The organism is Clostridium senegalense JC122 (assembly GCF_000285575.1).
GTDB classification, from domain to species: Bacteria; Bacillota; Clostridia; order Clostridiales; family Clostridiaceae; genus Clostridium_J; species Clostridium_J senegalense.
In genome coordinates this window covers 562,613-577,002 of sequence record NZ_HE611050.1, presented here as the reverse complement: position 1 = coordinate 577,002, position 14,390 = coordinate 562,613, and the positions used below count along the sequence as shown (strand labels likewise).

12 protein-coding genes are annotated in these 14,390 nt (G+C 27.4%); all 12 read left to right on the top strand.

What is annotated here, in order from left to right:
* The first annotated feature begins 12 nt into the window (after positions 1–12).
* The 12 genes from CSGHG_RS03325 to CSGHG_RS03265 all read left to right on the top strand — a co-directional run bounded on the left by CSGHG_RS03325 (position 13) and on the right by CSGHG_RS03265 (position 14,256).
* Positions 13–999, top strand: coding sequence for a tyrosine-type recombinase/integrase (locus CSGHG_RS03325; protein ID WP_042316025.1), 987 nt, complete (start codon positions 13–15; stop codon positions 997–999).
* A gap of 612 nt (positions 1,000–1,611) precedes the next feature.
* Positions 1,612–1,998, top strand: a complete 387-nt coding sequence (locus tag CSGHG_RS03320; RefSeq protein WP_010292700.1) for a hypothetical protein — start codon at positions 1,612–1,614, stop codon at positions 1,996–1,998.
* Between the two features lie 394 nt (positions 1,999–2,392).
* Positions 2,393–2,989 (top strand): C40 family peptidase, encoded by a 597-nt coding sequence (locus CSGHG_RS21700; RefSeq protein WP_010292698.1) that lies wholly within the window; start codon positions 2,393–2,395, stop codon positions 2,987–2,989.
* Positions 2,990–3,093: 104 nt separating this feature from the next.
* Complete coding sequence (locus tag CSGHG_RS03310; protein ID WP_010292696.1) at positions 3,094–3,801, top strand: SPOR domain-containing protein; 708 nt, start codon at positions 3,094–3,096, stop codon at positions 3,799–3,801.
* Positions 3,802–4,171: 370 nt separating this feature from the next.
* Positions 4,172–4,432 (top strand): DUF4321 domain-containing protein, encoded by a 261-nt coding sequence (locus tag CSGHG_RS03305; protein WP_010292695.1) that lies wholly within the window; start codon positions 4,172–4,174, stop codon positions 4,430–4,432.
* Between the two features lie 12 nt (positions 4,433–4,444).
* Positions 4,445–5,020 (top strand): Maf-like protein, encoded by a 576-nt coding sequence (locus tag CSGHG_RS03300; protein WP_010292694.1) that lies wholly within the window; start codon positions 4,445–4,447, stop codon positions 5,018–5,020.
* 45 nt (positions 5,021–5,065) lie between these two features.
* Positions 5,066–5,731 (top strand): RadC family protein, encoded by a 666-nt coding sequence (gene radC / locus CSGHG_RS03295; protein ID WP_042316019.1) that lies wholly within the window; start codon positions 5,066–5,068, stop codon positions 5,729–5,731.
* A gap of 22 nt (positions 5,732–5,753) precedes the next feature.
* A complete protein-coding gene (locus CSGHG_RS03290; RefSeq protein WP_010292690.1) occupies positions 5,754–6,764 on the top strand; it encodes a rod shape-determining protein in 1,011 nt (336 codons plus the stop codon).
* 3 nt (positions 6,765–6,767) lie between these two features.
* Complete coding sequence (gene mreC, locus CSGHG_RS03285) at positions 6,768–7,604, top strand: rod shape-determining protein MreC (RefSeq protein WP_010292688.1); 837 nt, start codon at positions 6,768–6,770, stop codon at positions 7,602–7,604.
* A gap of 8 nt (positions 7,605–7,612) precedes the next feature.
* A complete protein-coding gene (gene mreD / locus CSGHG_RS03280; protein WP_010292687.1) occupies positions 7,613–8,104 on the top strand; it encodes a rod shape-determining protein MreD in 492 nt (163 codons plus the stop codon).
* A 12-nt stretch (positions 8,105–8,116) separates the two neighbouring features.
* Positions 8,117–10,993: a penicillin-binding transpeptidase domain-containing protein gene (locus tag CSGHG_RS03275; protein WP_010292685.1), complete on the top strand. Its 2,877-nt coding sequence runs from the start codon at positions 8,117–8,119 to the stop codon at positions 10,991–10,993.
* 563 nt (positions 10,994–11,556) lie between these two features.
* Positions 11,557–14,256, top strand: a complete 2,700-nt coding sequence (locus CSGHG_RS03265; protein WP_010292682.1) for a penicillin-binding transpeptidase domain-containing protein — start codon at positions 11,557–11,559, stop codon at positions 14,254–14,256.
* Positions 14,257–14,390 lie beyond the last annotated feature (134 nt).

Genomic DNA, 14,390 nt, shown 5'->3' with positions numbered 1-14,390 from the left:
TGATGAATGAATATGAATGAAATTATATTATCAAACGAAAAAAATGAAATGCTAAAACATATAGGAGTTAATAATAATCATTTCATAAAAAATTTTTTAAATATAAAGGGCAATAGAAGTGTTAATACGGCAAAAAGCTATGAAAGAGATATAAAAGATTTTTTTAATGTGAGTAATGTTGAAGAAATAACATTAAATCATATAAAAGAAGTAAATATATTTCATGTTCAAAATTATATATTATATCTTACTGAAAAAGGATTTTCTTCAGCTACAATAAATAGAAAAATTTCCTCATTAAGTGCACTTTATAAATGGTTATTAAAATATAAGGATAATTATAATGAAATAGAAATTATAAAATATAATCCTTTTTCTGGATTAAAGGAAGAAAAACCTGTAGTTAATAATAAAGAGACAGAATTTTTGACTGAAGAAGAATGTAAAAAAATAATAAATAGTATAAAAACAGACAATGTTATTGGCTTAAGGAATAAAGCTATTATTGCATTAGCTCTTACAACAGCTTTAAGAAAATCAGAAATAATAAATATAAAAATAAAAGATATTTGTGCTTATGGAGATTATGATGTAATTATAGTGAAAAGGAAAGGGAATAAACAAGATATGGTGAAACTTCAAAAGCAAGTTTTAGATTTTATTTACGAGTATCTACTTGCTACATCAAGAGATAAAATTAATAATAAAGAAGATTACTTGTTTTTAGGTCATTCAAGAAACAGTAAAAAGTATAGCAAATTAGATCCTAGTAGTTTAAATTATATAATAAAAAACATATGTAAAAAGGCAAATATAAAAAAAGAAATAAAGGTCCATTCTATGAGACATACAGCTATAACTTTGGCAATAACTAAAGGTGTAACAATAGAAAAAGTAAGAGAGTTTGCAGGACATAGGAATATAGCTACAACTAATAGATATATACATTCAATAGATAAACTTAAAAATAATGCAGGAGATGCAATAGATATTTTTTAAAAAAATCTTTTGAAAAAGTATAAATTATATATAATTTGGAGGTTAAGTAAAGAATTTTAAATTATAAATAAAAAGATTGAAAAAGAAGTTAATCCTTCGTTTTCAATCTTTTTTTATTAAAAACAGTATTTAAGTTAATTTGTAAAGTGAAAAATATATTAAATTGTAACTTATTTAAATTAAATAATATACTTAATAAATATATTAAAGGGTTGTTATTATTCAATAGAAATAAGTACAATTAATTATTATTAATGAAAAGTTTAGCATAAAAGTCATAATCAACTTCTAAGAAATTATTTCTAAAAATCTATTAATATAATTTTTTGTAATTTTATATAGAAAAAAGCATGTTTAGAACTACTAGGAGCATAACAAATAATAATAAATTTTAACCTTATTTAATAAATGAATAATTTTAGAATTTAGTTTATAATTTTATGCTATGCAAAAGCAATATTATCATAAAATAAATGTGTAGAGCATACGTTATATTGTATATATTTTCAAGTAAAAATTTAAAAAAATATTTTATTGTAATATAAAATGTAAAAAGGAGGTAAAGTTGCCAAAAGGATATGTGGAGTTTAAAATGTTGGTAACAGTGAAATTATGAATTATGATGAATATGACTTAATTCCATTACAAAATATAAATAACATAAAATTGTCGGAAGAAATGGAAGAATTCATGGCTCTATATAGTATGAGAGGGCTTATCAATTTTGAAAGAAGTAAATTTATAGGTTTTTTAACACCAATGCCTGCTGTGATTGAAAAAAATGAGTTTGTGAAACATAATTTAATAGAATCTGAAAATGAACATAAATTTGGTTGTATAAATAAAAAATATGATGATTTTAAAATTAATAAGACTGTAAATAGAATAGAGAAAAACAATCCAGAAATAATTAGGTTTTTATTATCTACAGGTATATCTTACAAACAAAGTAAAAATGTAATTGAAAAAATACTAAAATTGGCAGTATTATATAAATAAATAAAATTAAGTAAGCTCTTCTCAAGTGTTGAGAAGAGCTTAAAGTCTATGGTTAACATATAGTATAAAATTATTTCAAAAAATATAATGAATATTACGAAAAATATATGATGTAAAGTGTTGCTAATTATTTTTCTGAAAATTCTATTTTAAAATTATGGGTTAAAATTTGACTTATGGTATTTTAATAATTTATAATAGCTATAAGAATTAGATAATTAGTTAGTGTGTTTTGCATATAAAATAATTTTGTTGCAAGAAATTATTTTAGTAATTTGCAAATTAAAATTAAAAACTAACAAATGTTGATTTAAGTAATTGATTGAAAAATATATGATAACTTATATAAAATAATAGAATTACTTAGATGATTTAAAATTTAGGAGGAAATTTAATGATTAAAAAAACAATGATTAGAAAAAGTTTAATTAGCATTTTTCTAGTGTTTTTAATTGCAGTAGCCTTTGGTAATAAGATAACTTATGCATATACTATATTTAATGAAAAAATAAACATGAAACTAAGAGCCACAACTATATCTACAGATAAAGTTATAACGGTTTCTAGTAGTAATGAAAACAGTGAGCGTGTATCAAGAGGGGAAGAAAAAGATATACCTATAGAATCTAATGAAGTGGTAAATATTTCATTATCGAAAATAGGTAGACCTTATGTAGAAGGTGCAGAAGGAACTGAAGCTTTTGATGCAGCAGGATTTACAAAATATATTTATGGTAAATATAATGTGGATTTACCACATTGTGTTTCTAAACAAATTCAATTTGGTAAAGCAGTTTCTAAAAATGAATTAGTTAATGGAGATTTGGTATTTTTAAAAACAGATAATCAAAATCTATCTATTGTGGGAGTATATTCTGGAAACAATAATTTTGTTTATGCAGACAAAACTACAGGAAGAGTTATAAAGGGTAGTTTAATAAATAAATATTATTCTGATGCATATGTAGGTGCAAGAAGAATATTTGAGTAGTGGTGTATTAAGGTAGAGTATTCTACCTTTTTTATTTTAAAGTCATATTCTCTTAACTTTTTAAATATAAATTTATAAACAAGAAGTTAGGGAAGGTGATAAAAGTGAAATACACAAGATATGATGTGAGACCAAAACGAAAAAAAATTAAGTTGCTTCCATTAATAGTTATTATTTTCTTTTGTGCATTATTTGGTTATTTAATTTTAGGTGGAGTAAAAGGAATTAATATTAGGAACAACAAAAGTAACATAGAAGCTAAAGAAAAAAACAATATAAAAGGAAATGAATTAGAAAAAAGCGAAATAGTACTTTTGCAATGTGGAGTATTTAAAGTAAAAGATAATGCTGATAAAATTTTAAAACAGCTTTCAGCAAAAGGAAGTCCATTTGTTATAGAAGATAACGGTTTATATAAAATATATTATGGTATGTATAAAAACATAAGTGAAAGTGAAAAAATTATAAATGATTTAGAGAAAAGTGGAATAAATACAAGTAAAAATATAATAAAGATATATTATAAAGATTTATCTATGGTTGAAGTAGCAAAAATAATAGAGGCAGAATTAGATATTATAAACAATGCAATGGATCCGAAAATAAAATCTGTAAAAACTACAGAACTTAAAAAATGGGTTGCAGAATTAGACCCTGTAAATGAAAAGCATAGTGCATATAAAGAAGTGAATGAATTAAAAGAACATATAAGTAAACTTCCTGAGGAAGTAGATAAAAATAAGGCGTCAGAGATGAATTCTTTTATTTATAATCAGATATCAAAATTTAAAGAAAAGAAACAAAATAAATAAGAATTAAATAGATTTATAAAGTGTAAGGATAAGTAAGCAGAGATATTAAAGTCTTTGCTTATTTTTATGTGCTAAAAAAATATATAATATTATTTAAAACACATTGGTATAGAAGTTAAAATAGAAATACAGAAAATTTTGCTTTAAGGCTTATTTATATAATAAACACAACTTTAAAAAACTTATAAGTAAGTGGATTTGAATAATATTACATCATTTACATAAAATTAATACTTTATTAAAAAAATTAAAAAGAATTCAAATATAAAAACAAATATATTTTTTATTATTATGTGTTTTATATACTTGTTAATAATTTTATTAAGTGATAAACTATATAAGATAAAGAAATAAAATGGGGGATTAAAATTTGAAGAGTTCAGATAAAAAGGCAAAAGAGTATATTTTTGTTATTTTATTAGCCTGCATTTCTGGAAGCTTTATTGGGGAAGTTTTGTCAAAAAGTGTTAGCTTTTTAGACATTTTAGGGTTATCCTATTTTATAGGGCTGAAACAACCTATATTACTAGATCTTAAGGTTATAAGTATAACGTTTGGATTACAATTTAAGCTTAATTTAATGTCTATTATTTGTATAATAGTAGCAATGATATTATTTAGGAAATATTAGGAGTGAATTTGTATGGATATAATTTTAGCATCCTCATCACAAAGAAGGCGAGAACTTTTAAATTTAATTACTGATAAATTTGAAATAATTCCAAGTAATTTTGATGAAAGCACTGTGTCTTTTGAAGGAAAGTGCAGGGAGTATGTTATTAAGCTTTCAAAAGGAAAAGCTTTGGAAGTTGCAGATAGAGTTAAAGGTGAGAAACTAATAATTGCTAGTGATACCATTGTTTTTAATAATGAAAATCTGATGCTTAAGCCTAAAGATGAAAAAGAAGCATTTAATATGCTAAAAAGTCTTAGTGATAATACCCATAAGGTTTATTCTGGAATAGTAGTTTTGAATTTGAAAACAAATGAAATGCTATCAGATGCAGTTTGTACAGAAGTTAAATTTTCAAAGTTGACTGATGATCAAATATTAGAATATATACAAACTAAAGAACCTATGGATAAATCAGGGGCTTACGGTATACAAGGAAAAGCAGCTGTTTTTATTGAAAAAATTAATGGTTGTTATTATAATGTTGTTGGATTGCCTTTAAACAGGTTAAATTCAATGATTAATGAGATGGGGGTAAATCTTTAATTACAATTATTTCAGGGAAGTGATTTTTTGAAGAATTTAAGTATTATGGATTTGCCAAAAAGTGAGAGACCTAGAGAAAAATTATTAAGATATGGCAGTGAATGTTTATCCAATGCTGAGCTTTTAGCAATAATATTAAGGACAGGAAGTAAAAAAGAAGATGTTCTTAGATTGTGTAATAGGATACTTGTAAGTTGTAAGGGGTTAAATGGACTTTTAAATTCTAGTATAAATGATTTTATAAAATTACCAGGTATAGGTGAAGCTAAAGCTACACAACTTGTAGCGTTATGTGAACTTTCTAAAAGGTTTAAATCATTTAAGTCTGGTGAAGAGTATAGAATTTTAAGTCCACTAAGTGCTGCTAATTATGTTATGGAAGATATGAAACATTTGAAAAAGGAATATTTAAAGCTTATAATGTTGAATACTAAAAATATAGTTTTGTCTGTAAAAGATATATCTATAGGAAGTTTAAATAGTTCAATTGTACATCCAAGAGAAGTGTTTGTTGAGGCCATAAAGAATAATAGTGCTTCAGTTATAGTATGCCACAATCATCCTTCAGGTGATCCTAATCCAAGTAAAGAAGATATAAACATTACAATGCGATTAAGAGAATGTGGAAAAATAATTGGTATTGAAGTTTTAGATCATATTATTATAGGAAATGGTATATATGTTAGCTTAAAAGAAAGAGCATTTTTATAGAAACGAAAGGAGAAAAAAGATGATGAGATTTTTTTCAAAATCAAGAGATATGGGTATAGACCTAGGAACGGCTAATACTTTAGTGTATGTAAAAGGAAAAGGAATAGTATTAAGAGAGCCATCAGTTGTAGCTATAAATAAAAAAACTAATAAGGTTTTAGCAGTTGGTGAAGAAGCAAAACAAATGATAGGTAGAACTCCAGGAAATATAGTAGCTATAAGACCAATGAGAGATGGTGTTATTGCAGACTTTGATGTAACTGAAAAAATGTTAAGAAGTTTTATAGAAAAAGCTGGTGCGAAAAATGGTTTTAAAAGCCCTAGAATCGTGGTATGTTTCCCATCAGGAGTAACAGAAGTCGAAAAAAGAGCTATAGAAGAAGCAACTAAAAGTGCAGGTGCTAGATTTGCATGTCTTTTAGAAGAACCAATGGCAGCTGCAATCGGTGCAGGACTTCCAGTAAATGAACCAACAGGAAGTATGGTTGTAGATATTGGTGGAGGAACAACAGAAGTTGCAATAATTTCATTAGGTGGAATAGTAACTAGTAAATCTTTAAGAGTTGCTGGTGATGAGCTTGATAAAGCCATAATTGCTTACATAAAAAAAGAGTATAATTTAATGATTGGTGAACGTACTGCAGAAGCAGTAAAAATAGAACTAGGTTCAGCTTTTGATCTAGGAGAAGAAGAAAAACATATGGAAATTAAAGGAAGGGATTTGGTTTCAGGACTTCCTAAAGTTATAGAAATAAGCGAAAGTGAAGTAAGAGAAGCTTTAAAAGAGCCAGTAGCATCAATTATAGATTCAATAAAAACTACACTAGAAAAAACACCACCAGAACTTGCTGCAGATATAATGGATAAAGGTATAATGTTAACTGGTGGTGGTGCTATGCTAAAAGGATTAGATGCACTAATAAACCACGAAACTCATATGCCTGTAAAAGCTGCGGAGATACCATTAGATTGTGTTGCTATAGGAGCAGGTAAAGCACTAGATAATCTTGACATAATGGATAAAAGAGGCTAAAAATTGGATAAACTAAAAAATAAACTGGCAGTACTAGTAATAATACTGTCAGTATGCTTTTTATTTCTTATAGGTTATACTGTGCAAAGAAAACATGTGTCTTTCGTGGAAAATGGTGTAGGAACAACTTTAAATAGTGTTCAAGGTGTTGTTTATAATATTGGCAATAAAGTTAAAAATTCATTTTCTTTTATATTTCATATAAAAGATTTAAAATCTGAAAATGAAAAGTTAAAAGAAGACAATAAAAATTTAGATAAGTTAAAGAATGAAAATACAATTCTAGCAGATGAAAATGCTAGATTGAGAGAAAATTTAAAATTTAAGGACACAAGATCAGAATATGAATATATAGGTGCTGATATAGTAGGAAGAAGCGGACAAAACTTTTTAGATGGATTTACTATTAATAGAGGTAGCAAAGATGGAATAGAAAAAGGAATGATTGCAGTTACTTCTGTTGGATTGGTAGGTCAAGTTACAAGTGTTGGTAATAATAGTGCTACAATTCAAACATTATGTAATGAAAATATAGCAGTAGCAGGATATGTATTATCAACAAAAGAGAGTGATGGTATAGTAAAAGGATATAAAGGAAATGAGGAAAAATTTTTAGCTGAAATAACAGGATTATCTATTGACTCAGGAATAAAAGTAGGAGATACAATAGTAACATCTGGATTAGGTGATATTTATCCTAAAGGCATAGAAATAGGAAAAGTTTTAGATGTAAAAGAAGATAAGGCAGCTGTTATGAAAAGTGCGGTTGTAAAACCAAATGTAGATTTTAATAAATTAGAGCAAGTACTTATAGTAGTGCAAAAAGAAAAAAGAAATTAGGTGATAATATGAAGAAAATATTAACACTGATAGGGATAATATTAGTACTTACTATATTAGATAATACATTAATAACATTTTTTGCTATAAAGTCTGTGTATCCAAGTTTAGTATTAATCTTTATTATATCCTATTCAATTATAAATGGGGAAAAGGAAGCTATACTATTAGGAATATTCTCAGGTGCAATTCAAGATTTATACTTTTTTAATGGAATAGGGGTCAATATGCTAACGAATATGATAATTTGTTATATAGCAGCAGTAGTAGGAAAAAGTATTTTTAAAGAAAAATCATTTGTGCCGATAGTTTCTACATTATTCCTTAGTATTTTGAAAGGTATAATAATACTAATAGTATTATATTTAATGAACATAAAAATAAATACGGAAAATATATTATATACTAGTTTATATAATATGGTTTTATCGATTATATTATATAGATATGTTTACAAACTTTCAGAAACAAAATTTATAAAGAAAGAATGGAGATTTTAGGAACGTGATATTATGGTAAAAAACAAAAAAACAGATAAGAAATTTTCAAGATATACAGTGTTTTTTATTGCAATGGGAATAATATTTTCAGGTATAATTTCCAGACTTTTGTATTTGCAGGTTGTAATGGGTGAAGAATTTAAAAAGCAATCAACAGAAAAAAACTATAAAAATGTATCTAAAGTAGCACCTAGAGGTGAGATTTTAGATAAAAATGGAGAAGTGTTTGCAACTAGTATTCAAAGCTATACACTGATGTTTACAGAGACAACAGAAAGTAAGGAAAGTTTTTTAACTACTATGGATAAAGTATTTAAAAAATTAGATGAAAAAGGTGTTGCTATGGTAGATGAATTTGCAATAGCTATAGATTCATCTAAAGAGCCAAAAGTGCGATTTAATTTTAAAGCTACAGATGATGCAAATAGGCGTTGGATGGAGTTAAGATTTAAAAAAGATAGAGGAATTCAAAGTATAGCAATAAAAAAGCTTTACCCAGGAAAAGATGAAAAAGATCTTAATGAAGAACAACTTAAAAAAGTAGATGAAGAATTATTAAAAATATCTGCAGAGGATTGTCTAAATGAATTATTAAAAGAATATGATTTATTAGATAAAGATGAATATACATTAGAGGAAAAAAGAAGATTATTAGTTGTTTTAGATGCTGTAAAAATGCAAAGTTACTCTGGTTATAAACCTGTAGTTATTGCAAACAACTTATCAAAAGAAGTTGCGTTTTTATTTGAACAGCTACAACCAGATTTACCAGGAATAAGTGTAGAAACTCAACCGATGAGATATTATCCAAATGGTGATTTAGGTTCAGCGTTTTTAGGATATACATCTAAGATAGATTCATGGCAACAGGAGAAATATGAAGAAAAAGGTTACGATGTAAGCAGCGATAGTGTTGGTAAAGCAGGGCTTGAGTCAAGCTTTGAGGATATGTTAAAAGGAACTAAAGGTCAGGAAAGTATTGAAGTTAATAAACAAGGTAGAAAAGTAAAGACTTTAGGTGAAGTTGAAGCTTATCCAGGTAAAACTCTTCAACTTACCATTGATAAAAATTTACAAGAAATAGCAGAAAAAGCTTTAGATGATACTATGGCTAATTTACAAAAACAAGGTAGAGTAGCTGACGTTGACAGTACGAATGCTACTAGAGGTGCAGCTGTTTTCATGGATGCTAAAACAGGAAAAATATTAGCACTAGCTAGTAGACCAGGATATGATCCTAATATATTTACACAAGGATCACTTAGTGCAGAGGATTCAGAAAAATACTTTAATCCTAACTTAGAAAAAATGGGAAAACAGTACATTGAAAGTAGAGGTCTTACATCAATACCAGGAGTATTAACTCAAGAAGAAGTTGCTACAAAAAGTTATGAAGATAAGGTTAATATTATGTTAAATAGAATGTTTCCGTTAAATAATTCTATTGAAGGTAATACAACAGTAAGAGAGGATATTTATGATATATTCCCAAAACCATTTTATAACTATGCAACATTTACATTAATACCACCAGGTTCTATATTTAAACCACTTACATCTATCGCAGGTTTAGAGGAAGGTGTAATAACACCAGATACACTTATATATGATGATGGTGAATATAATAAAAGATACTCTGATTATCATGGAGCTTGTTGGATTTATAATACAGCAGGTGGATCACATGGAGCTATAGATATAAGAAAAGCATTAGAAGTATCTTGTAACTATTTTTTCTATGATGTTGCAGATAGACTTTTTGCAAAAGGTGGAGAAAGTTCAAGTGGACTTGATTACTTAGCAAAATATGCTTGGAAATTTGGGTTAGGTGTTGAACCAGGCTCAAATACAAAACCTTCAACAGGTATAGAAATAGCAGAAAATTTTGGTCAAGTATATAATTATGAATCAAGTAAAAGTAAGTTTGCAAATGATTATGTAAACCAGTTAGTTAATTTTATGCAGACAGGTACTGATTCAATAAATACTACACCTCATTATAAGGAAATTGATATTACTAAAAAAGATGAAAAAGGTAGTAATAAAGAAAAAGAGGCAATTAAAAAAGTAAATGAAAAGAAAACTGCTTTGATAGATGCTATAAAAGAAGAGATGAAAAAAGAGGCAAAAGCTAAGGAAGAAGAAATATTACCAAAGATGCAAGATCTATTAAAGGATTTAATAGAATCAAGTGATGAGTTAAAAGCTAAAAAATATTCTGATAAGGATATAGAGAATATGGCTATAGCAATAAATTACTCTATAGCAGATGCTATATCAAATAGAATATCTGCTGCTAACGCTTATGATGCATCTATTGGTCAAGGTATGAATTATTTTACTCCACTTCAATTAGCAAATTATATGGCAACTTTAGTTAATGGTGGAAATAGATATGAAATGCATTTAGTAGATAGCATAATAGATCCTGTAACAGGAGATAAAACTGAAATAGAACCAAAACTTCTAGAACATATAGATTTAACTGAGGAATATGTTAATGCCATAAAAGAGGGTTTACGACGTGGTGCTTCTAATGATGAAGGTACTGCTTCAACTGCATTTAGTGGATTCCCAATAGAACATGGTGCTAAGTCTGGTTCATCAACATTCAATGAGGAAAAACAGGACTCTCTAGGAAGAACTTCATATGCAACATTCCTAGGATTTGCACCAGTAGATGACCCACAAATAGTATCTTGTATTGTTATTTTTGACGGAGGACATGGAGGATATGCAGGTCCAGTTGCAAGAGCCGTTTATGAGCAATATTTTAGAGATGAAATATTAGCGACAAATCCAGGATATGAGTTTAAGTACCCAGATCCTAGAGAAAAAAATTCTGAAGATGCAACAAATGAAAAAACTACTGAAAATCTTAATAAATAGAATGTAATACTAATAAATAAAAATAAAATAAAAACATCATGATTTCATGGTGTTTTTTATTTTATTTTTTTATATTTTATAAAAATGTTTTTTAAAATTAAATTTTTAATCGAAAAAATTCTGTATTTACTAAAATATAGAAATTTTTTTTAGATAAAAAAAGGAATTTAACTAAATGTGTTGAAATATATCAAATAGGATAATGTGGAAAATAGTAGTGTGGGAATGTAATACTATATAAAAATAAATAGATATTGTTACGATAAGAAATTTTAAAGTTGTAATTAACTTATTTAATAAAAAATATTTGAAGAAAAATTTATAAAAAGAAGATGACTTTGAGAAAGGAATATTATGATTAAAAACAGAAAAACAGATAAAAAATTTTCAAGATATACGGTGTTTTTTATTGCAATGGGAATAATATTTTCAGCTATAATTTCCAGGCTTTTTTACCTACAGGTTATAATGAGTGAAGAATTTAAAAAAAATCAACACAAAAAAACTATAAAAATGTATCTAAAGCAGCACCTAGAGGTAAAATTTTAGATAAAAATGGAGAAGTGTTTGCAACTAGCATTCAAAGCTATACACTGATGTTTACAGAAACAACGGAAAGTAAGGAAAGTTTTTTAACTACTATGGATAAAGTCTTTAAAAAATTAGATGAAAAAGGTGTTGCTATGGTAGATGAATTTGCAATAGCTATAGATTCATCTAAAGAGCCGAAAGTGCGATTTAATTTTAAAGCTACAGATGATGCAAATAGAAGTTGGATGGAATTAAGGTTTAAAAAAGATAGGGGAATTCAAAGTATAGCAATAAAAAAGCTTTATCCAGGAAAAGATGAAAAAGATCTTACTGAGGAGCAGCTTAAAAATGTGGATGAAGAATTATTAAATGTATCTGCAGAAGAGTGTTTAAATGAATTGTTAAAAGAATATGATTTATTAGATAAAGATGAGTATACATTAGAGGAAAAAAGAAGATTATTAGTTGTTTTAGATGCTGTAAAAATGCAAAGCTATTCAGGATATAAACCTGTGGCTATTGCAAACAACTTATCAAAGGAAGTTGCATTTATTTTTGAACAACTGCAACCAGATTTACCTGGAGTAAGTGTAGAAACTCAACCGATGAGATATTATCCAAATGGTGATTTAGGTTCAGCATTTTTAGGGTACACATCTAAGATAGATTCATGGCAACAAGAGAAATATGAAGAAAAAGGCTGTGATGTAAGTAGCGATAGCGTTGGTAAAGCAGGAATTGAGTCAAGCTTTGAAGATATATTAAAAGGAACTAAAGGTCAGGAAAGTATTGAAGTTAATAAACAAGGTAGAAAAGTAAAGACATTAGGGGAAGTAGAAGCTTACCCGGGTAAAAATATTCAACTTACTATTGATAAAGGTTTACAAAAAATAGCAGAAAAGGCTTTAGATGATACTATGGCAGATTTACAGAGTAAAGGTAGAGTAAATGATGTTGATAGTACTAATGCTACTAGAGGCGCAGCTGTTTTTATGGATATTAAAACAGGGAAAATATTAGCATTAGCTAGTAGACCTGGATATGATCCTAATATGTTTATAGGAGGATCACTTAGTGCAGAGGATTCAGAAAAATACTTTAATCCTAATTTAGAAAAAATGGGAAAAGAGTATATTGAAAGTAGAGGTCTTACATCAATACCAGGAATATTAACTGAAGAACAAGTTGCTACAATGAGTTATGAAGATAAAGTTAATACTATGTTAAATAAAATGTTTCCATTAAATGATTCTATTGAAGGTAACACTAAAATAAGAGAGGATAGTTATGATATATTTCCAAAACCATTTTATAATTATGCAACATTTACATTAATACCACCAGGTTCTATATTTAAACCACTTACAGCTATTGCAGGTTTAGAGGAAGGTGTAATAACGCCATATACATCTGTATATGATGATGGTAAATATAATAAAAGATATTCTGATTATCCTGGTGCTTGTTGGATTTATAATACCCAACATGGTTCACATGGCGATACAGATGTAAGAAAGGCATTAGAAGTGTCTTGTAACTACTTTTTCTATGATGTTGCAGATAGGCTTTTTGCAAAAGGTGGGGAAAATTCAAGTGGACTTAATTATTTAGGAAAATATGCTTGGAAATTTGGACTAGGTGTTGAGCCAGGCTCAAATACAAAACCTTCAACTGGTATAGAAATAGCAGAAAATTTTGGTCAAGTATATAATTATGAATCAAGCAAAAATAAATTTGCAGATGAGTATATTAATCACGTAGTCAATTATCTACAAACAGGTACTAATTCAATAAATACTCAACCTCATTATAAGGATATTGATATTACTAGAAAGAATGAAACAGGTACTGATAAAGAAAAAGAAGCAATTAAAAAAATAAATGAAAAGAAAACTATTTTGGTAGATGCTATAAAAGAAGAGATGAAAAAAGAGAAAAAGGCAAAAGAAGAAGATATATTACCAAATATGCAAAATTTATTAAAGGAGTTAATAGAATCAAGTGATGAGCTAAAAGCTAAAAAATATTCTGATAAGGATATAGAGAATATGGCTATAGCAATAAACTATTCTATAGGAGATGCTATATCTAATAGAATATCAGGGGCAAATGCTTATGATGCATCTATTGGTCAAGGTATGAACTATTTTACTCCACTTCAATTAGCAAATTATATGGCAACTTTAGTTAATGGTGGAAATAGATATGAAATGCATTTAGTAGATAGTATAATAGATCCAGTAACAGGAGAGAAAACTGAAATAGAGCCAAAACTACTAGAACATATAGATTTAACTGAGGAGTATGTTAATGCTATAAAAGAAGGATTGCAACGCGCTGTATTTAATGATGAGGGTACTGCTGCAACTGCATTTCATGGTTTTCCAATATCAACTGGAGCTAAGTCTGGTTCATCAACATTTAACCAAAATAAACAGGATTCTCTAGGGAGAACTTCATATGCAACATTCTTAGGATTTGCTCCACTAGATGACCCACAAATAGTATCTTGTATTGTTGTTTTTGATGGTGGACATGGTGGAAATGTAGGTTCGGTTGCAAGAGCAGTTTATGAGCAATATTTTAGAGATGAAATATTATCAGCAAATCCAGGGTATGAATTTAAGTATCCAGATTCTAGAGAGAATAGCTCTAAAAATCAAACAAATGAAAATATTAATGATAACATTAACAAAGAGAATACGGATGGTAATGATAATAACGAAGAATAAAATAGAAAGACACCATAAATTTATGGTGTCTTTTGTATATAACAACTTATATTTTATTAAATTTCCAACTTTTAATCATATCAATAGATTTTAATGTGAAATTGTGATATATTTTTTTGTAATTAAAAGTTTAA

Excerpts from the sequence above, each read along its gene's own strand:
- CSGHG_RS03325 (WP_042316025.1), top strand. The coding sequence starts at position 13 with ATGAATGAAATTATATTATCAAACGAAAAAAATGAAATGCTAAAACAT.
- CSGHG_RS03320 (WP_010292700.1), top strand. The coding sequence starts at position 1,612 with ATGAATTATGATGAATATGACTTAATTCCATTACAAAATATAAATAAC.
- CSGHG_RS21700 (WP_010292698.1), top strand. The coding sequence starts at position 2,393 with ATGATTAAAAAAACAATGATTAGAAAAAGTTTAATTAGCATTTTTCTA.
- CSGHG_RS03300 (WP_010292694.1), top strand. The coding sequence starts at position 4,445 with ATGGATATAATTTTAGCATCCTCATCACAAAGAAGGCGAGAACTTTTA.
- radC (WP_042316019.1), top strand. The coding sequence starts at position 5,066 with ATGGATTTGCCAAAAAGTGAGAGACCTAGAGAAAAATTATTAAGATAT.
- CSGHG_RS03290 (WP_010292690.1), top strand. The coding sequence starts at position 5,754 with ATGAGATTTTTTTCAAAATCAAGAGATATGGGTATAGACCTAGGAACG.
- mreD (WP_010292687.1), top strand. The coding sequence starts at position 7,613 with ATGAAGAAAATATTAACACTGATAGGGATAATATTAGTACTTACTATA.
- CSGHG_RS03275 (WP_010292685.1), top strand. The coding sequence starts at position 8,117 with ATGGTAAAAAACAAAAAAACAGATAAGAAATTTTCAAGATATACAGTG.